Annotated in this window: 17 protein-coding genes; 2 read left to right on the top strand and 15 right to left on the bottom strand. The window is 65.9% G+C overall.

The genetic code is table 11. The annotated features are described in order from the left end of the window. Window positions 1–4: 4 nt before the first annotated feature. The 3 genes from NFE57_RS15340 to NFE57_RS15330 are packed head-to-tail and all read right to left on the bottom strand — an operon-like array spanning window position 5 to window position 2,984. Window positions 5–1,267 (bottom strand): MFS transporter, encoded by a 1,263-nt coding sequence (locus NFE57_RS15340; protein WP_252136469.1) that lies wholly within the window; start codon window positions 1,265–1,267, stop codon window positions 5–7. Between the two features lie 3 nt (window positions 1,268–1,270). Continuing rightward, window positions 1,271–1,846 carry a GlcG/HbpS family heme-binding protein gene (locus NFE57_RS15335; protein WP_252136468.1) on the bottom strand — a complete coding sequence of 192 codons (576 nt, stop codon included), beginning with the start codon at window positions 1,844–1,846 and terminating at the stop codon, window positions 1,271–1,273. Then, window positions 1,779–2,984: a mandelate racemase/muconate lactonizing enzyme family protein gene (locus tag NFE57_RS15330; protein WP_252136467.1), complete on the bottom strand. Its 1,206-nt coding sequence runs from the start codon at window positions 2,982–2,984 to the stop codon at window positions 1,779–1,781. Before NFE57_RS15330 ends, NFE57_RS15335 begins: the two co-directional genes overlap by 68 nt. Window positions 2,985–3,288: 304 nt before the next feature. Between NFE57_RS15330 and NFE57_RS15325 the strand changes: the two genes are divergently transcribed. Both NFE57_RS15325 and NFE57_RS15320 read left to right on the top strand, forming a co-directional pair. Continuing rightward, complete coding sequence (locus NFE57_RS15325) at window positions 3,289–6,471, top strand: TonB-dependent receptor (RefSeq protein WP_252136466.1); 3,183 nt, start codon at window positions 3,289–3,291, stop codon at window positions 6,469–6,471. A 115-nt stretch (window positions 6,472–6,586) separates the two neighbouring features. Further along, window positions 6,587–8,149, top strand: coding sequence for an alkaline phosphatase D family protein (locus NFE57_RS15320; protein ID WP_252136465.1), 1,563 nt, complete (start codon window positions 6,587–6,589; stop codon window positions 8,147–8,149). Between the two features lie 461 nt (window positions 8,150–8,610). Here the strand turns inward: NFE57_RS15320 and NFE57_RS15315 are convergent, their stop codons facing one another. From NFE57_RS15315 to NFE57_RS15260, 12 genes are all read right to left on the bottom strand, one after another. Beyond that, window positions 8,611–8,832 carry a helix-turn-helix transcriptional regulator gene (locus tag NFE57_RS15315; RefSeq protein ID WP_252136464.1) on the bottom strand — a complete coding sequence of 74 codons (222 nt, stop codon included), beginning with the start codon at window positions 8,830–8,832 and terminating at the stop codon, window positions 8,611–8,613. Further along, window positions 8,829–9,059 (bottom strand): DUF2274 domain-containing protein, encoded by a 231-nt coding sequence (locus NFE57_RS15310; RefSeq protein WP_252136463.1) that lies wholly within the window; start codon window positions 9,057–9,059, stop codon window positions 8,829–8,831. The genes NFE57_RS15315 and NFE57_RS15310 overlap by 4 nt, the downstream gene beginning before the upstream one ends. Window positions 9,060–9,068: 9 nt before the next feature. Next, a complete protein-coding gene (locus NFE57_RS15305; protein WP_252136462.1) occupies window positions 9,069–10,268 on the bottom strand; it encodes a TraB/TrbI/VirB10 family type IV secretion system protein in 1,200 nt (399 codons plus the stop codon). A gap of 5 nt (window positions 10,269–10,273) precedes the next feature. Beyond that, complete coding sequence (trbG, locus tag NFE57_RS15300; protein ID WP_252136461.1) at window positions 10,274–11,143, bottom strand: P-type conjugative transfer protein TrbG; 870 nt, start codon at window positions 11,141–11,143, stop codon at window positions 10,274–10,276. Further along, window positions 11,140–11,961, bottom strand: coding sequence for a conjugal transfer protein TrbF (gene trbF, locus NFE57_RS15295; RefSeq protein ID WP_252136460.1), 822 nt, complete (start codon window positions 11,959–11,961; stop codon window positions 11,140–11,142). The genes trbG and trbF overlap by 4 nt, the downstream gene beginning before the upstream one ends. A gap of 2 nt (window positions 11,962–11,963) precedes the next feature. After that, a complete protein-coding gene (gene trbL / locus NFE57_RS15290; protein WP_252136487.1) occupies window positions 11,964–13,262 on the bottom strand; it encodes a P-type conjugative transfer protein TrbL in 1,299 nt (432 codons plus the stop codon). A 115-nt stretch (window positions 13,263–13,377) separates the two neighbouring features. Next, window positions 13,378–14,151 (bottom strand): P-type conjugative transfer protein TrbJ, encoded by a 774-nt coding sequence (trbJ, locus tag NFE57_RS15285; protein WP_252136459.1) that lies wholly within the window; start codon window positions 14,149–14,151, stop codon window positions 13,378–13,380. Continuing rightward, window positions 14,148–16,613, bottom strand: a complete 2,466-nt coding sequence (gene trbE / locus NFE57_RS15280) for a conjugal transfer protein TrbE (protein WP_252136458.1) — start codon at window positions 16,611–16,613, stop codon at window positions 14,148–14,150. Before trbE ends, trbJ begins: the two co-directional genes overlap by 4 nt. Then, window positions 16,607–16,906, bottom strand: coding sequence for a VirB3 family type IV secretion system protein (locus NFE57_RS15275; RefSeq protein WP_252136457.1), 300 nt, complete (start codon window positions 16,904–16,906; stop codon window positions 16,607–16,609). The genes trbE and NFE57_RS15275 overlap by 7 nt, the downstream gene beginning before the upstream one ends. Then, complete coding sequence (locus NFE57_RS15270) at window positions 16,903–17,238, bottom strand: TrbC/VirB2 family type IV secretion system protein (RefSeq protein ID WP_286207867.1); 336 nt, start codon at window positions 17,236–17,238, stop codon at window positions 16,903–16,905. Before NFE57_RS15270 ends, NFE57_RS15275 begins: the two co-directional genes overlap by 4 nt. A 2-nt stretch (window positions 17,239–17,240) precedes the next feature. Beyond that, entirely contained in the window at window positions 17,241–18,236 is a 996-nt protein-coding gene (trbB, locus tag NFE57_RS15265; protein WP_252136456.1) for a P-type conjugative transfer ATPase TrbB, read from the bottom strand. Then, the gene (locus NFE57_RS15260; RefSeq protein ID WP_252136455.1) at window positions 18,233–18,637 is read right to left on the bottom strand and encodes a CopG family transcriptional regulator; all 405 of its coding nucleotides are present in this window, start codon (window positions 18,635–18,637) and stop codon (window positions 18,233–18,235) included. Before NFE57_RS15260 ends, trbB begins: the two co-directional genes overlap by 4 nt. Window position 18,638 lies beyond the last annotated feature (1 nt).

The raw sequence follows: 18,638 nt of genomic DNA, 5'->3' as shown, positions 1-18,638 counted from the left end.
CCGGTCAGGTATCGCGCGGCGCGGTAGGTTTCGATCGCCGCCGGGCGATCACCGCCATCAGGATCAACGCGGCGATCGGGTGCAGAAGCGCCAGACCAGCGAAAATGGCGACATAATCGAACTGCTGGAGGATGGAGCCGGCCAGCAGGTTGAGCACCAGCGCGGTACTGGCCCCCACGGCACCGAGAATTCCCAGGGCGGACCCGTTGATCTTGACCGGGAACAGCCCCGCAAGGAGCACATTGAAGCCGACGAACCAGCTCTGACACACCGAAATGACGACGCAGATGATGACAATTGCCAGCGCCGGGCTCGCGGTCATCGTGATCAGCGCCCCCAGTGGCATCAGCGCGGCCGTGGCACAAAAGAAGCGTAGCTGGACGGTGACGGGATCATGGCCGCGTATGGCGAAGCGATCCACCGCACGCCCCATCGCGACACAGGCGATGAGCGCGCAGATATAGGGAAGTCCGCCGACGAGCCCCAGTTCGCCGAGCGAGAGGCCGACGCGCTCCTGCAGATAGCCTGGAATCCAGAACAGATAAAAGAACCATACCGGATCGCTGACCATGCGCGCGGCGACGATCGCCCAGAAATTCCGATCTCTGAAAAGGGTCGAGAGTGGCTCGGGCACGTCGTCGACGACCTGCTGTTGCGTGGCTGGTCCCTTGGTGTCGACGCACCACCAGACGATCGCGATGATGACTCCAATCACCCCGGGGATCACGAAGGCGGCACGCCAGCCGAGACTGGTCGCCAGCAACGCGACGAGCGGCGGCGCGAGGATCGCCCCCAGGCTGCCCGCGGGCGTGACGATGCTCAGCGCGAAGGCCCGGTGATCGAGCGGCACCCAATTCAGGATCGCCCGCTGAATGACGGGAAATGCACCCGGCTCTGCAACGCCAAGGAATGCCCGCGCCGTCGCGAGATGCGCGAAGCTGCGCGACAAACCCGACGCGATATTTGCCAGCGACCAACCGGTCGCGAACACGGTCATGCTGATCCGCGTCCCGAACCGATCAATCAACCGGCCGCTCACCGCATACATGATGATGTACGGCAGCATGAATGCGAAGGTCAGGAACGAATAGGCCGCGTCATCGAAGGCCAGCTCCAGCTTGAGCACCGGCTTCAGGATGGACAGCGTCTGCCGCTCGAAATAGTTGAGCACGCCGAGCGCGAGCAACAGCCCCAGCACGACCCAGACCTTGCGGGGGATACGCCCGATCGGCGCCGCACCGGTATCGGCTTCTGGCGAATTGGTCATCGCTCAGGACCCCGCCGGTCTGGTCGCGCGCGTGATATAGTCGCCGAAATCCTGTACCGCGCGATCAGCGATTTCAGCATCCTCGTGCACCGTGCCCGAACTGATGCCGATGGCGCCGACGACGGCACCATCGACGACCACGGGAACACCACCACCCAGGATGGCCACGTCGCCGCCCTTCAGGCTGTTGAGGCCGAAACCGCGTTCGCCGGGCGTGGCGATCTCAGCCAGTCTTTGGGTGGCAACGTGAAGCCCGGCGGCGGTCCGCGCCTTGGCGATCGCGAACGCTGCCGTATAGGGCTTCGCGCCATCCATCCGATGAAAGGCGAGCAACGCGCCGGCGGGGTCGACCACCGCGACATTCTGCGGAACGCCAAGTGCCTTCGCTGCGCCGATAGCAAACCCGACGAGCTGGGCAGCATCCTCCGCATCCAGTGTGGGGACCGCCCTCACGCGACAACCGATCCGGCCACCCTCGCGGCAACGCTCCCCCCCTCCATCCACCAAATGGTCATCGCGCGGCCTCCACTGCGTCATGGCCGAACGAGGAATGCAGCGCCATTCGGACGGCTGCATCATGCACAACCTCGCTTTCAGCGCGACGGGGCGTACCACCATGGCCCGCGCCCGATGGCGGCAGAATGCATCCGTCGCCGCGGATCGCCACGTCGACGCCCACGTCGTCGCGCAGCGGATTGAGCAGATCGTTCCGTTCGAACAGCGTCAATTTGGGGAGGCCGGCACAACAGTGCAGCGCCGTCGCAACGCCGATGCTCGTTCCCACGCCGTGCAACGCAACGTCCACGCCGGTACGTTCGGCGACAGCATTTATGTGCTGCATCCCCGTCACCCCCAAAGCGCGCGTGACATTGGGCTGGAGAATGCTGACCCCAAGGCTGGCCAGCCGCTCGAAGGCCGGGAGGGTGAAATCATTCTCGCCACCGGCAATCGGAAACGGCGCACGTTCACAAAGAATGCGCATCGCCTCGAAGGCTTCAGGGGCCACCGGCTCTTCGAGCCAGGCGATATCGTAAGGCGCGATCCGATCGACGAGCGCGAGCGCGCCGTCGAGATCATAAGCGCAGTTCGCGTCGAGCATCAGCGACGTGCCCGGCGGCATTGCCTCGCGGATCGCGCGGACGTGCTGCGCATCGATCTCGGCACCGCGCCCGATCTTGAGCTTCACCGCCGTATAGCCCTGATCGAGGAAGGCCAGCGCCTTCGCCGCGCTCTGCGCGGGCGCGGCAAGAAACGGAACGGGGCTCGCATAGACCGGCACCGGCGTGACCGCGCCGCCGAGCATGGTCGCAAGCGGCTGCCCGGCACGTTTCGAGATCAGATCCCACAGCGCAATATCGACCCCGGCAAGCGCCTCCATCGCCGCCCCCCGGCCGTTCCCCAGCGCGACGAAGAAGCGATAAAATTCATCCAGCGCCTCTTCGGGCGACGCAATGTCGGCGCCGGCGAGCGCCGGCGCGACGACATCTTCAATGATGCAGCGGCTAGGGCCAGGACTGGGAAGGCCGAAACATTCGCCAACCCCCTGCACGCCATCGCGATCGGTGACGACAACCAGCGTCGCGGCCTGGCCGGTGCGTTTGATGCGTTGAAAATGGCTGGCCGGTGACAGCAATTCGCGAGGCACGCGACCCTCTCCATAAATCTTGGCGAAGGGGAAGCGCATCTCGACCGCGGCAACCGAAGCAATCCTGAGCATCAGGCGCGCCCTCCCCGCGTCATCGACAGGCGCTGTGGACACCTCCGTGCACCGACGCGCCCGCGCCTCTTCTGTGTCCATTCCGAAAAGCTGATTGACACCAGATACCTCTTGGCCATAATGTGGATCACAGTCCATACCGTGGATCACGGTAATGCCCGGGCGACGATACGGTGTCAATGGGGAGCCGAGAAAAAGCCGCCTGGATAGGGAATACGCGCTTCAAGCGGCATTCGTCCGCCAGGCGGGTTGGTCGTCATCGAAGCACGATGTGGACCATCAAGGTGATACGAGTGGGAGGGATATGATGAAGACAAAGGCGAAACTGCTGATCGCGGCATCGAGCGCATGCGTGCTGCTGGCGCTCGGGGCGCCCGGCCATGCGCAGGATCTGCCATCGGCGCAGGTTGGCGCCGCCCATCAGCGCGGGACGGTCGCCGGCCAGGTCATCGATCAGGCGTCAGGGGTATATCTGCGCGATGCGATGGTCGAAATCGAAGGCCCCGATGGGCAGAGGCGGACGACCACGACGGGTGATGCGGGGGCGTTTCGTTTCCAGGACGTCGCGGTTGGCACGGCCCGGATAACCGTCAGTTTCGTCGGCTATCTTTCCCGCACGCAGGACGTGGCGATCCAGTCCAACGGTACGGTCAGGCTCGATTTCGACCTGCAGCAAAGCGGCCGCGACGGCGAGGCGTCGAGCGGCGGCATCGTCGTCAGCGGTATCCGCGAGGCCGGCGCCCGCGAACTCATGTCGCAGCGTAACGAGTTGCAGATCGCCGATATGCTTTCCACCGAAGCCTATGGCGACATTGCGGGCGGCAATCCGGCCGAATTCCTGAAATACATGCCCGGCATCGACGTCGATGGTTCCAACGGCACCTCGGTATACGCCTATCTGCGCGGCCTGCCGGCCGAATTCACCCGCACGCAGTTAAACGGCATGGATGTCGTTTCGGCCAATGGTGCGGCGCCAACCGGCTATGCGAGCGCCGCCGCGGCCGCGCGCATCTTCAATTACGAAACGATCTCGATGTCGGCGATCGATGCCGTCACGACCTACAAGACTACCGGCGCCGATCAGAACGCCGACGCGCCCGCCGGCATTATCGACCTGCGGACCAAGCGTGCCTACGATCGCAAAGAGGCCCTGCTGATCCTCTCTGTCGAAGGCTTCACCCATGAAAATATGTGGGACCGGTATAAGCATGTTGGCCCAGATTCCGGCGGTTGGGGCGGCCGGCGCTTCCTACCCAACGCGTCGCTCTTCTACTCGAAAAGCTTCCTCAACCAGCGCCTCGGGGTGATGTTCTCGCTCGGCTATAACGATCAATATATCGAGCGCGAGCAGATCAGCATGGACCGGCAATATACGCAATCGGCCAACGCGCCCTATCCGATGGAATTCTATCGGATGCAGGCCCAGACCGGTGCCCGGCGCACCACCCGTCGCACCGGATCGCTCGTGCTCGATTTCAAAGCCAGTGACAATCTGAGCCTCTCGTTGCTCGGCCTCGGTTATCGCGGCAACATCCATCTGCACAATCAGGTGACGATGGTGACCGCCGACACCACAGCGGGGGCATATGGCCTGCTGAACCTCCAGGGGCAGCCCGCCACCGCGCAGGATGCGCTTTCCGGTTTCCAGACCCAAACCCCGGCAACCGTGCAGTCGATCAGTTCCGCGTCCAACGAACAATATAAGTTCAACAACGGCAACATCGTCGCCGCGAATTTCGACTGGTCGGCGGGCAATTGGAACGTCGATGGCTATTTTGCGTATTCGGACAGCCATTCCTACTACAATTCGCCGAAGGGCGGGCACGTCCAGTCCGGTCAGGCGATCACCTCCAACGGCACGTTCCAAGCCGTCAAGCACAGTGCCGATCTCGCTTATACCGATTGGGCCATCACCCAGGTGAGCGGCCCCGATTGGTCCGATCCCGCATCCTACACGCTCGCCGGCACCCCCGCGATCACGCTGACCAATGGTGTCTACGCCAAGATCTCGGCCCGCTCGGGCGCGCTCAATGCGCGCTACGACACCGAACTGGGCTCGGTGCCGGTCAGTTTCCGGACCGGGTTCAAAATCACCGATACGATGTATGAGTTCGGCAACAATGCCGTGAACAATTATACTTACACCGGACCGCTCACCAACGCTCAATTCCTCGAGCAGGTAATCAATCCCTACACTAGCGGCATCACCAACAAGAGCAATTTCAGCATCACGTCGCTGTCCGGCTCATCCTATATCCCGTCGATGGATCTGGCGAAGCTGCTGGATATGTATCGTCAGAATCCCGACCAGTGGAAAAGTGCGACCACCGCGGCCAACCATGCCACCGCAAACTATACCGGCACCACCAAGGTCGATGAAAGCATCAAGGCGATCTACGGCATGGTGACGGCAACGGTCACCCCGAAGCTACAGTTGCGCGCCGGCCTGCGCGGCGAATGGACCGACAACACGGCGTTCCTTCACGATCGGCTCCCGGCCGCGCAAGTCCGGGCGCACACCCCCGCGGGGGCCACGGCGCCGTGCGCCGTCTCGGCATCGACCGGGATCGCCACCACGATCCCCTGTGTCGATTACCAATTCTCGGGTGGCATCTCGAAGGCAAAGGGCGGCTATTTTACGCTCTTCCCCAGCGCATCGGCCAAACTCACCTTCGGCGAGAGCAACGACCTCCAGGCCGGGTACAGCCGCACGATCCTGCGCCCCGGCATCGATGCCGCGGGCAGCGCGCCGATCGAGAATCTCGCCGGCAGTTCGGTAGGAGGGCCGCTTCTTATCGTCCCCAACCCGAGCCTGACTCCGGCGATCTCGGACAACGCTTCGCTTCGGCTCTCACGCTATTTCAAGGGCGTGGGCATGTTCAACGTCGGCGTCTATTACAACCGCATCGAAGGCCTGGCGGTCAGAAAGGAATATGATTCGAGCGAGGCGGCCAATATTCCCGCGCTCGCGCCTTATGCCGCCGACCCGGTCTATGCCGGTTATGCCTTTGCCACCTATGCCCAGCAGAATGTGACGACCATCAAGGGGATCGAGGCCTCGCTCCAGCACAGTTTCACATGGCTGCCGTCGCCGCTCGACGGGTTTTCGGTACGTGGTGCCTTCATGCACAACGAGCCGAACCAACCGATCCCGCGGGTCGGCAAGAATATCGGATCGGCCGGCCTGATGTACGAAAAAGGCCCGGTTCGGCTTTATATGAACCTGGTGTGGAACGACGACAAATACCGGTCCGACACGCCGACCTGGTTCGAAGCACGCACCGATATGACCATCTCCGGGCGGTTCAAGATCACCCGGCATTGGGAGACCTATTTCACCGTCAACAACGTGTTGGGATCCCCCTATAACGTCATGATCCCGGGGAGCGCATACCCGTCCACCGCCGCCGCCGGCTTCGGCGATTACAGCGCGATCTATGTCCAGAACGGGCGCACGGGGACGGTCGGCATCCGGGCGCGCTTCTAGCGCGGAGGCAGGCGACGCGACGCGCCTTGGGAATGCCCATGGCGCGTCGCGCACGCATCACGCGCGGCCATGTGCTTACCGACACGACGCGGTACACCATCACGAGGAATCTCCGATGACCAGCCATCTGTTCAACCGCCGCGCGTTCCTGATCGCGGGAGGAGCAAGCGGCTTGCTGGCAGGCCTCGCCCATGCACCCGCATCGGCCAAGCCGCGGTTTCTCGCTTATCCCTTTTCGCTCGGCGTTGCTTCAGGCGATCCCGTACCGGATGGTTTTGTCATCTGGACGCGCCTCGCACCCAAACCGCTGGAGCCGCATGGCGGCATGATCGCAGAGATCGTCACGGTCGGCTGGGAAGTGGCGGAGGACGACGCGTTCCGAAAAATCGTGCTGGCCGGGCAGGCGCCTGCGCGGCCCGAACTGGCGCATTCGGTCCATGTCGAGATATCGGGGCTGCGAAGCCACCGACGCTATTGGTATCGGTTCGTGGTCGACGGCATCCCCAGCGACATCGGCACTGTCCGCACCGCACCCGCCCGCGCGGATATGGTCGACAACCTGCGCATCGCGGTGGCGGGTTGCCAGAACTATCAGGCCGGGCTCTTCACCGCGTGGCGCCACATTAGCCGCGAACCGGATCTCGATTTCGTCTATCATTACGGCGATTACATTTACGAGGGGAAAGCAGCCACCACGCCCGCCCCCGGGCGGCCACCTGTCGTCCGTCGTCATCGGCATGACGAGGTCTACAGCCTCGACGATTACCGGCAACGCTATGCGCTCTACAAAATCGATCCGGACCTGAAGGCCGCACACGCCGCCGCGGCATTCCTGTCATCCTATGACGATCACGAAGTCGACGACAATTGGGCGGGCGAATGGGACAAGGATCGCACGCCGCCCGATGTCTTCAAGCTGCGCCGCGCCGCCGCGATGCAAGCCTGGTATGAACATATGCCCGTCCGCGCCGGCCAGCTTCCGCACGATGGTACGCAACGGATGTACCGTCGGCTCGATTATGGCCGGCTGATGCGGATCAATATTCTCGACAAGCGAACCTATCGCAGCATCCGGTTGTGCGAGAAGGAAGGCGACGGCAACTGCGTAGAAACCCGAGACCATCCCGATACGATGCTCGGCGACGCACAGGAGCGCTGGCTTGGTGACGGCCTGATCAGCGGCGCAACCTGGAACGTGCTGGCGCTCGGCGGCATCGTCATGCCGTTCGATCGTTCCGCGCAAAAGGTGCCGTCCAAGGGCTATGACAATTGGACGGGCTATCCCGACGCTCGCGAGCGGCTCGTGGGAATGATCACTGATCGCAAGCTGACCAACGTCGTCATTACCGGAGGCGACAGCCACATGTTTTTCATAGGCCACGTGCCATCTCGGCGCGGCGACCTCGAAAGCCCCCCGATCGCCGCCGAGCTTCATGCGACGTCGATCAGTTCGAACAGCAGCAACGGCCTGCCGATCGGCCCCGATCCGCGTGCTGCAACCAATCCCCATATCGCGGTGATTCATGACCAGCGCGGCTATCTGTTGTGCGACGTCGGCGCCAAATCCTGGGACGCCAGCTTGCGGGTGGTCGACCAGGCGCTCACGCCGGGCGGCGAGATCGCTACGCTGGCCCGTTATACCGTCCAGCCCGACCGCCCCACCGTTGCGAAACTCTGATTACTGAACTGATGCGGTGGATGCCTCCCGATCTTCCACCGGTTCGACGGACACGCAAGGTTAGTCGACCATGCGCTGTTCGGCCTGTTCGGGCGTGAGATACCGTATTCGTCATAGCTGTTGATCGTCAGCCGCGTGCCGCTCGGGTTCGCAATCGAAACGATTGAGCCATGATGATCGGTCTGCAAGGATCTCCGGTCGGTGAGGCGTGCGAACCGCTGTGGCCGAGCGAGCCGATAAAGCTTCGATTTCAGGGAAAATCGTCAATTCTGGTGGACTTCTGCGGCCCCCTATGGAGGGGGCTCTGGCGGAAGACGCGGAGGCCGTCGAACTAAAGCACCAAGGCCTTCAGATCTGACGCGCCGATCGGCCGATACGCGCGATCGTACCTCGTTGCGTACCCCAGAAATGGAGGCTCGCTCCAAGCGACGATTTCCGCGAGTTTCCACCGATCGCGTCGGTCACACCCGCCGCTTCTTCCCCTCGAACCCGTGCTTGACGCGATCGATCCAGTCGGTGATCTCGCGCTCGCTCCAGCGCGCCGCGAACGGCGACAGCTTATAGGGCGGCGGAAACTCGCCCTGCTTGATGAGCCGGTAGATCATGGTCTTGCCCAGACCGGCGCGTCGCTTGACCTCGTCGATCCGAATGAACCGGTCGCAAGTCTCGGGAGCGAGGCTCATGTCGCCTCCTTGCGGTTCGCAGCCCGCCAGCGAACGAAGGCGCGGTCGCTTTCGAGAAAGGCGTCCAGCATCGCCGGCACGAGCTCGGCCGTCTGCTCGTCGCGACCATAGGTCGCTGCGTAGAACGCGCTGTACTCCTTCAGCGCCTGACTGAGATCGGGCAGCATCGTGATCGTCAGCTTGATCGGCGTCCGATCGGGAAGTCGCTGCAATTTGATGTCGGGCACGCTTGCCTCCTATTCCTGCCATGGGGCCAGAACGAGATCGCGGTGGACGACCAGGCGCACGCGCGCGCCCGGCCGAACCGTGATCGTCGGCTGGATCTTGAGATCCCGCGCGACAAGCTGATCGCCCGCGCGCGCGGCGTTCAGTTGCGTCGACTCCCGGATCGCCCGCACAAGGTCGCTTTCGCCGGTGACCGCGAGGCCTGACCCGACGCCCAGCACGCTCGACACAGCCGCGCCCTTGAGGAGCGTCCAGGTGTGGAAATCGACCTTGTCGGCCAATCCGGCGTAGCCCGAGGGATCGGTCGCGGGCACGTCGTCGATCCGGATCGACCTGCCATCCGGCATGATGATGCGCTGCCAGACCACCAGCGCGCGGCGTTGGCCGAACGCGACCACATTGTCGTAGGTCCCGATCAAGCGCGCGCCCTGTGGGATCAGCTCGATGCGGCCGGTGGCGGAATCGAACACGCGCTCGGTAACCTGCGCCGTTACCAGGCCGGGCAGGTCCGAGCGAAGACCGGTCAGCAGGCTTGCCGCAATCACGCTCCCCGCAGAGAGGGTATAAGGCGACGGTCGGACGGTCAGACGGTGTGGATCGACCGGTAACGCTGCGTCGCGCGCCTCCGCAACCTTCGCACCAGCATCGCCGCGGATATTGCTTCCGGCCTCCGGCGTCCTTTGATCCGCATCGGCTGTTGCGGATCCCAGCGCGCTCTGCGCCTGTGGTGTCGGGTCGACCGCCGATCGTTTGCCCGTCAAAACCAGCAGACCGGACTCCCGCGCGGCCTTGGCCTGTGCCGCTCGCGCTTCGCGTTCGGCGTCGACCGCGGACGACTGAGTCGCCTCGACCGGATCGGTCTCGGTCGCCATCTGGCGCTGGTGATTGAGGATCGGTCCGCCGAGATCGCCAGGGAGCGCAGGGCCCAGTTTCGGCGCATCGCCATAGCTTGTAGGCAGAGCGCTCAGGGTGTCGGTGGGGGCATGCGCCGCCACGGGAGCGTCATCGGGCTGGCTGGCGACATGGAACGTCGCCGGCTTCAGCGCGACCCATGCCGTTGCCACGACGCTGACCGAGGCAAAAGCGGCGAGCGCGATGACAGTGCCGCGCTTGAAGCGGATCGCACGCGCCGGCGTGCCGCGCAGCACGAGGCTCTCGGGGGCGACCTTAGGCGGCGGGGAGACGGCGTCCGCGTCCTGATCGCTTTCCATGACGCTCACCGCGTCCCGCGTCGTGCGCCCGCACTCGCGGAGCGAATGATACGGACGACGTCCGGATGCTTTGTACCTAGCCGCAATTCGGCCGCCTCGAAAAGCCGATCGACGACATAATAGTGCCCGCGCACGCGGTAATTGACGAGCTGGGCGGTGCCCTTCTTGTCGATCAGAAACAGCGGCGGCGCTTCCCCGACGGCGAGCGTCGCCGGAAATTCGATGAAGGTCTGCCGACCGTCGTCGAACGCACGCAGCGGTCGCCAGGTCGGCCGATCGCCATCAATCTCATAGCCGAAATGAAGATGCTCGATCGCGAGCCCAGTCGCGACTGGTGCAGCGGCTTGCGCTGTCTCCTGTTCTCGCTTGACCGCGATCAGCGCGTCCGCCGGATAGGTCCAGGACAGTGCCGCCATCGCCGCCCCCGCCCTGCTCGACAGCGCCAGATGGTAGGTCCGCCGGTCGGTGGTGATGACGAGGTTGGTCGCGAGCCCCGCGCTGAACGGTTTCACCAGGACGTGCGCGCGCTTCGCGGCGCCGGTGCCGCTGCTGGTGTCGCCGATCACCCATCGCACGGTATCGCCGCTCGCGACCGACCCGAGCTGCTCGCCGGGCTCCAGCGCGATATCGGTCACCCGGCCCGGGGCAGTGTAGACGCGGTAGATCGAACCGTCGCCGAAGGGGTAGATCTGCGCGGCATTCACGAAACCCGATCGCGTCGGCTCGACCGTCGCCGCCTTGTTGGCGTCGGCAACGCGGTCGTCTGGCGTGCCGCGATGCGCGCTCGCCCCATGATGCTGCCTGGGCGGCGCGGCATTGGCCGCGAGTGACAGGACGATCGCCGACAGGGCCGGCAAGATGGCGACACGCTTCATGGCTCAATCTCCGCAGGGGGTTGGGGAACTGGTGACGCCGCAGGCGACGACGCGCGCGACAGGGCGCCGGGCGGCGATGCTGCCGGCCTCGGCGCTCGATCGGACACGATCGGCGGTGCCGTGTCCGGCACGGCGGGCTCGATCTCGCGGCTCCAGTCGATCGCATCGACATAAATGCCGAGCGGGTTCTTGCGCAGCGTCTCGACCGAGCCGGGCGGCTTGGTCTTGATCGTGAGGATCCCGGTCCAGTGCGACACGCCCGTGCGGTGACCGCGCTCGTAGGCGGTCTCGGTCCATTTCACCTGGAACGAGCGGTCGGACGCGCGCACGACGCTGGTGACCTGAACCGACACCGTCCTGTCGCCGATCCGGGCAAAGGGCTCAGCGCTGCGCGCATAGTCGCCGAGAAAGGTGGCGCCGCGCGGGGTCGCGACGCCATAGGCCGACAGCCAGTCCTTGCGCATCAGGACGGGGTCGAGCGACACCGAGCGCACCTGCTCGATGAACCTGGCCAAATGCCACGCGATCTGCGGGTCAGTCGGCTGGTAGGTCACCTCCGCTTTGGTGACCGCGCGGGCCTCGCCGAGCCGGTCGACGGCGACCACATAGGGTACGACGCGGCTTTGCAGCGATTGCCAGATCAGCGCGCCCGACAGGGCGGTCGATATCGCCAGGGTGCCGAAGGCGATCAGCCGCCAGTTGCGCGCCTGGACGCGCGCCGAGCCGATCCGCTCGTCCCATAATTGCCCGGCGCGCTGGTACGGCGTCTCGGGGTCGACGGTGCGTCCGTAGCGCTGGACGCCGCGCTTGAAGGTCATCCTCAGTCTTCCTTTTCCTTGATGTCGGGGGTGGCGGCGGCGCCGCCGCGATCACCCTCGCGAAGCGTGTTCGCGGCGACCTGGCGGTGATGGCGGTGATCCTGTCGGCGTTGCAGCGATCGCGCCCAGCCCGGCGCGCCGTCGCCGCCGGACGCCGACGTCGCACCGCTCGAGGACGCACCATTGACGCCGGCCCAGGCGGCGTCGCGGCCCGATCGGGCGGCGTCGCCGAGGCCGAAGACGTTCGAGGCTTTCTGGCGCAGCGCGCCGGTCGCGGCCTGCTTCATGCCGCCCACGCCGGCGCTGACACTCTTGCTGCCCGCGGCTTGCTGGCCGAGCTGATACGACGCCTGCGCCGCCGACCCCATAGCGGTGCCGGCGCGGACCGCGCCGATCGCCGCGCCGCCCAAGGCACGCGCGCCGGCGATCGCGCCGCCACCGGCCAGGGCGGTGATGCCGACGGCGCCCATCGTGGTGCCGAGCGCGGCGCCGGCGCCGAGCTGCGGCGCGCCCGCGACCAGACCCGAGGCGATGCCGGGGCCGAAGATGCCCAGACCGAACAGGGTGAGCGACGCGAGCATGAGGCTGAGCGCGCGGGCGATGTCGGGGTCGCCCTGCGCGGCCGAGGCAAAGTCGGCGAAGAAGGTCGAGCTGATCCCGATGATCACCGCGAGCATCATCACCTTGATGCCCGAGCTGACGACATTGCCGAGCACGCGCTCGGCCAGAAAGCTGGTCCGGTTCCAAAGCGCGAACGGCACCAGCACGAACCCGGCGAGGGTCGTGAGCTTGAACTCCAGGAGCGTGACGAACACCTGCACCGCGAGCACGAAGAAGGTGATGATCGTCAGCGCCCAGGCCACGAACAACACCGCGATGGTGACGAAGTTGGTGAAAAAGGCTACGGGCCCGGTCAGATCGGCGATCTGCTCGAGCAGCGGCCAGGCGGCCGCGAAGCCCGTTCCCGCGAGACGACCCGGCTGGAGCAACTGGTCGGCCGTCATCCCGCCGCCCCCAGCGGTCAGACCGGCCGCGGCGAATGAGCGGAAGACGATGTCGGCGAGCGTCGAGAAGCGGCTGATGATGAAGGCGAACGCGCCGACATAGAGGATTTTCTTGACGAAGCGGCCGACGACATCCTGTTCGCCGCCCAGCGCCCAGAACAGCCCGGCCAGCGTGATGTCGATGCCGATCAGCGTCGACGTCAGGAAGCCGACATCGCCGCCGAGCAGCCCGAAGCCGCTGTCGATGTAGCGGATGAACGCCGACAGGAACCGGTCGATGACGTTGAGATCGTCCATTGCCATCCTGACTTTCTGGGAGAGAGAGATGCCGCGGGGCCCGATAAGGGAGCGGGACCGGACCCCGCGGCGGCGGCGGCGATGACCACGCCGCCGCCCGCGCACCGGTTCGGACCTATTGGCCAGGGGGCATTGGCGTGTAGGCCGAACCGGAACCGAGAAATCTTGCGGTCGCTGCGCGCGCGGTGGCTTCCATCTGCACGCGCCGCGCCTGCTCGAGCGCGTCGGCGCGGTATTGCGCCGCCATCATGCTCTGGATCTGAAGCTGCTGCTTGGCGGTGAGCGCGAGCAGCTGATTGGTCGCCTGCCCGACCGCCAGCGCGCCGTCGGCGGCCTGGCTGCGCGCGACGAGCGCGTTGAGTGCCTCCGCGTCGGTCGCCACATTCTCGGCGATCTGCGACTGCACCGTCATCGTCCGGCCGATCGCGGCGACCGAGGCGTCCAGCCGGCCCCGCGCCGCCGCGACCTGCTCGTTGCCGGTCAGGCTCGGGGCGAAGGTTGTCGGGAAGAACCGGCGATATTGCGCGTCGGTGGTCGCGACGCGGAACTGGATGCCCTGCGCCTCGCTCATGAGCGCATCGATCTGCTGGAGCTGGTGCGTCAGCGCCTGGACTTCGGGGAAGCGGATCGCCTGCAGGTTCTTCGCCTGGTTGAGCAGCATCCTCGCCTGGTTCTGGAGCGCCTGGATCTGATTGTTGACCTGCTGGAGCGCCCGCGCGGCGGAGAGCACGTTCTGCGCATAATTGGTCGGATCGAAGACGGTGAACTGGGCGTGCGCCGGCGACGTCCACCATGCCATGCCCAGCGCGCCGACGGCTGCGAGACCTAGTGTCGTGGCGGTCAGATATCGTCCGATCGACGATCGGGCGGAGCGGATTCGACGAGTCATGACGTACCTCCTTTGTTGCTGGGCGACGGGTCGGGCGGGATGAAATCGGCGAGCACGTCGGCGGCCCAGTCGAGCCCGGCCCGCTCAAGAAACCGGGCGGCGAAACCGCTCGCCCCGTGTTCGCCCAGCAGGCGATCGATCGCCTGCTGGGCGGCGGGATCGGACGCGCCGCAAAAGGCGAGCGCGACCGGCCCCAGCCCGAGCTCGAACAGGCGATTGCCGCGGGCCGATTGCAGATAATAATGCCGCTTGGGCGTCGCGCGGCTGATCAGCTCGATCTGCCGGTCGTTGAGACCGAACCGCTCATACGCGGCGCGCGATTGCGGCTCGATCGCGCGGTCGTTGGCGAGCAGGATGCGCTGCGGGCAGCTTTCGATGATCGCCGGGGCGATACTGCTCTCGGTGATATCGGCCAGACTCTGCGTCGCGAAGACGACCGCGACATTCTTCTTGCGCAGCGTCTTGAGCCATTCGCGAATACGCGCGGCAAACAGCGGATCGTCGAGGAGGCTCCACGCCTCGTCGAGCAGCAACAAGGTCGGCCTGCCGTCGAAGCGCTGCTCGATCCGGTGGAAGAGATAGGTCAGGATCGGCGCGACGACGCCCTTGCGCTGCATCAGCGCTTCGGTCTCGAAACACTGGACGTCGGCCTGGCTCAGTTGCTCGTCAGCGGCATCGAGCAGGCCACCGTATTCGCCCTCCAGCGTATAGGGCGCGATCGCGGCGCGCAGTGCATTGGACTGGAGCAGCATGCTCAACCCGGTAAGGGTACGCTCCTCGACCGGCGCGGTCGCCAGATTGTTGAGCGCCGACCAGATCGTGTCCTTGATCTCGGGCGTGACCACGACCTTCTCGTGCGCGAGCAACGCTGCGATCCAGTCGGCCGCCCAGCCGCGTTCCGCCGCGTCGTCGATCAGGCGCAGCGGCTGGAAGCTGAGCCCGTCGTCATCGCCATATTCGGGTTGGGGCCCGAGCGAATGGTTGCTGCCGCCCATCGCCAGCACGGCGGCGCGCGCGGAAAAGCCCATGTCGAACACGATGACCTGAGCGCCGGCATAGCGGCGGAACTGGAGCGCGATGAGCGACAGCAGCACCGACTTGCCCGCGCCCGTCGGGCCAACGACGAGCATGTGCCCGACATCGCCGACATGGGTCGACAGGCGAAACGGGGTCGATCCCGCGGTCTGCGCGTAGAGGAGCGGCGGACCGTCCAGATGCGCGTTGCCGACGGGTCCCGCCCAGACCGCCGACAAGGGCATCAGATGCGCGAGATTGAGGGTGTGGACGAGCGGCTGGCGGACATTGGCATAGACCTGCCCCGGCAGCGACGACAGCCAGGCCTCGACCGCGTTGATGCTTTCGCGCTTCGCGGTGAAGCCGAGGCCGTTGACGATGCGCTCGACCGCACGAACCTTGGCGTCGGCGGCGGCACGATCGGCGTCGGCCACGGTGATGGTGGTGGTCAGATAGCCGAAGGCGACGTGATCGCCGCCCAGTTCCTGTAGCGCCAGATCGGCGTCGGCCGCCTTGTTGTCGGCGTCGCTGTCGAGCAATTGCGTGGGCTGATTGTAGATGACCTCGCGCAGCAGGGCGGCAACCGACTTGCGCTTGTTGAACCATTGCCGCCGCAGCCTGGTCAGCACCCTGGTCGCGTCGGTCTTGTCGAGTGCGATGAAGCGCGTGACCCAGCGATAGCCGAAGTCCTGATGGTTGAGCGCATCGAGCAGGCCGGGACGGCTCATATTGGGGAAGCCGAGCACGGTAAGCGTCCGCAGATGCAGCTTGCCCAGCCGCGGCTCGAGCCCGCCCACCAGCGCCGTGTCGGCGACGACGCCGTCGAGATACATCGGCGTCTCGGGTACGCCGACCGGGTGGCGCCGGCTCGAGACGGTGTCGTGCAGATAGGTCAGCGTCTCGCCGTCATCGAGCGCGCGGATGTCTGGCATGAAGCCGGCGAAGAGATCGAGGACGCGGTCGGTCTCGGCGGCGAAACCGGCAAGCGCGGCGCGCCAGTCGCGCCGTTTGGCATCGTCGGGACGATCGACTAGCGAGCGCCCCGCGGCATCGCTCCGGTCGGCGGGCGGCAGCCAGGTCAGCGTCAGATGAAAGCGGCTCTCGAAATGCCTTCCATCGGCCTCGAAGCCGGCGCGGCGCTCCTGGTCGACCAGCCACGATGCGGGGTCGGGAAAGGCGCTCGCCGGATAGCCGATCGCCTCGCGGCGCTCCGCCTCGAAGAACAGCGCCCAGCCGCTGCCGAATCGGCGCAGCACGTTGTTGGCGCGCGCGCACGCCGACACCAGTTCGGCCTCGGTCGCGCTGTCGAGGTCGGGCCCGCGAAACTGCAGCGTGCGCTGGAAACTGCCGTCCTTGTTGAGGACGATGCCCGGCGCGACCAGCGCCGCCCAGGGCAGATGGTCGGCCAGCCGATCGGCGCGCTGCCGATATTCGGCGAGGTTCAGCATGCCAGATATGCCTTCTGCCGGAGGTGACGGAGCAGGACCGGCGCGAAGTCGGGATCGCGGCGCGCCGCGAACACCGCGACGCTGTGACCGATCGCCCAGACCGCCAGCCCGATCAGCCATTGCTGAAGCCCGAGCCCGATCGCGGCGGCGACGGTGCCGTTGACGATGGCGATGATCCGCGGCGCGCCGCCGAGCAGGATAGGCGAGCCCAGGCTGGCATGGATCGGCGCTTCGAAGCCGTCGATATGCCCGTAGGCGCGCGGCTCGCGGGAAGTGGAGGGAGCGGAGGTCATGCAATCAGCGCTCCCCCGCCGAAGCTGAAGAAGGACAGGAAGAAGGAGGAGGCGGCAAAGGCGATCGACAGCCCGAAGATGATCTGGATGAGCTTGCGGAAGCCGCCGGCGGTCTCGCCGAAGGCGAGCGTCAGGCCGGTCGTGATGATGATGATCACCGCCACGATCTTGGCGACCGGGCCCTGGACCGATTCGAGCACCTGCTGAAGCGGTTCCTCCCAGGGCATGCCCGAGCCCGCCGCCAATGCACGCGTCGGCATGGTCAGCGACAGGCCAAGAGCCAGGGCCGCAAGAGCGGAAGGGGTCGGACGGCAAATATGAGGCAGGCGCATGATCAGTCTCCGAGCGAGGTGAGGATGGGAGCGGGGACCAAGTCGACGACCGCGAAGCCGCCGTCAGCGTCGAGCCCGGTTACCCGGGCGACGGTGTCGACGCGGCGGCCGGCGCCGCGGCCGGCGATGAAGACGACCATGTCGATCGCGTCGGCGATCAGCTGCCGCGGGACGGTGACGACGGCTTCCTGAACGAGTTGCTCGAGCCTATGCAGCGCGGCGACCGCGCCATTGGCATGGACGGTCGCGATCCCGCCGGGATGGCCGGTATTCCAGGCCTTGAGCATGTCGAGCGCTTCGCGCCCGCGGACTTCGCCGACGATGATGCGGTCGGGCCGCAGGCGCAGCGTCGAGCGCACCAGATCGGCCATGGTGACCGCGCCGGCGCGCGTGCGCAGCGCGACCGTATCGGCCGCAGGCGACTGCAGCTCGCGCGTATCCTCAATCAGGATCACGCGCTCATCGAGATGCGCCATCTCGGCGAGCAGCGCGTTGGCAAGCGTCGTCTTGCCCGAGCTGGTGCCGCCGGCGACGAGGATATTGCGCCGCTCGACCACCGCGAGCGACAGCAGCCGCGCCATGTCGGCGGTCATGATGCCATCGCTCACATAATCCATGAGCGTGTAGAGCCGTGTCGCGGGCTTGCGGATCGAGAAGCACGGCGCGCGCGAGACGGGCGGCAGCACGCCTTCGAAGCGTTCGCCTGCCCCCTCGCCATGCGCCGGCAGCTCGGCCGAGATGATCGGCGAGGCGGCATGCACCTCCATCCGCGCGTGGCTCGCGACCAGGCGAATGATGCGCTCGATCTGCACGGGGTCGAAGCGGACGAGCGTGTCGCTGCGGCCCTCGCCCAACGTATCGAGTCTCAGCGCGCCATCGGGATTGACCATCACCTCGACGACCAGCGGGTCGGCGAGCGCCTTGGCGATCGTCGGCCCCATCGCGGTGCGCAACATCGCCCTGCGGCGATCGGCGGAGATCGGATCGCTCGCGGTCATGACGAGGCCCCCTCGCCTGTCGGCGGCCCGAGCGTGCGTGCCCCCGAGGCGAGCTGGCGGCCGACCTGCGAGACGAACGCCTCGAAGCGCTCGCGTCCGATCGCGCGCGCGGCGCTGTCGGCGTCGGGCAAGGGCGCGGTGACGGTCAGCTGGTAGCGGACAAAGAGCGACAGGCTCTCGAGCACGACCTCGATGTCGCGGCGGATCCGATCCTGCTCGCGCGACATGCGGTCGAGCCGGACCTTGAGCAGATCGTCGATCTTCTTCGATCCGCGACGCTCGAGCCAGTCGGCGAGCGCGGCGTTGACGAGCCGGCTCTTGTTGCCCCCGGGCGCCGTGGCGAGCGCCTCGAGCGCGTCGCTGATCGACCGGTCGATATAGAGGTTCTGCCGGACCTTCATC

The organism is Hephaestia sp. MAHUQ-44 (assembly GCF_023806085.1).
Taxonomy (GTDB): domain Bacteria; phylum Pseudomonadota; class Alphaproteobacteria; order Sphingomonadales; family Sphingomonadaceae; genus Sphingomonas.
This window is presented reverse-complemented; position numbering and strand designations above follow the sequence as displayed.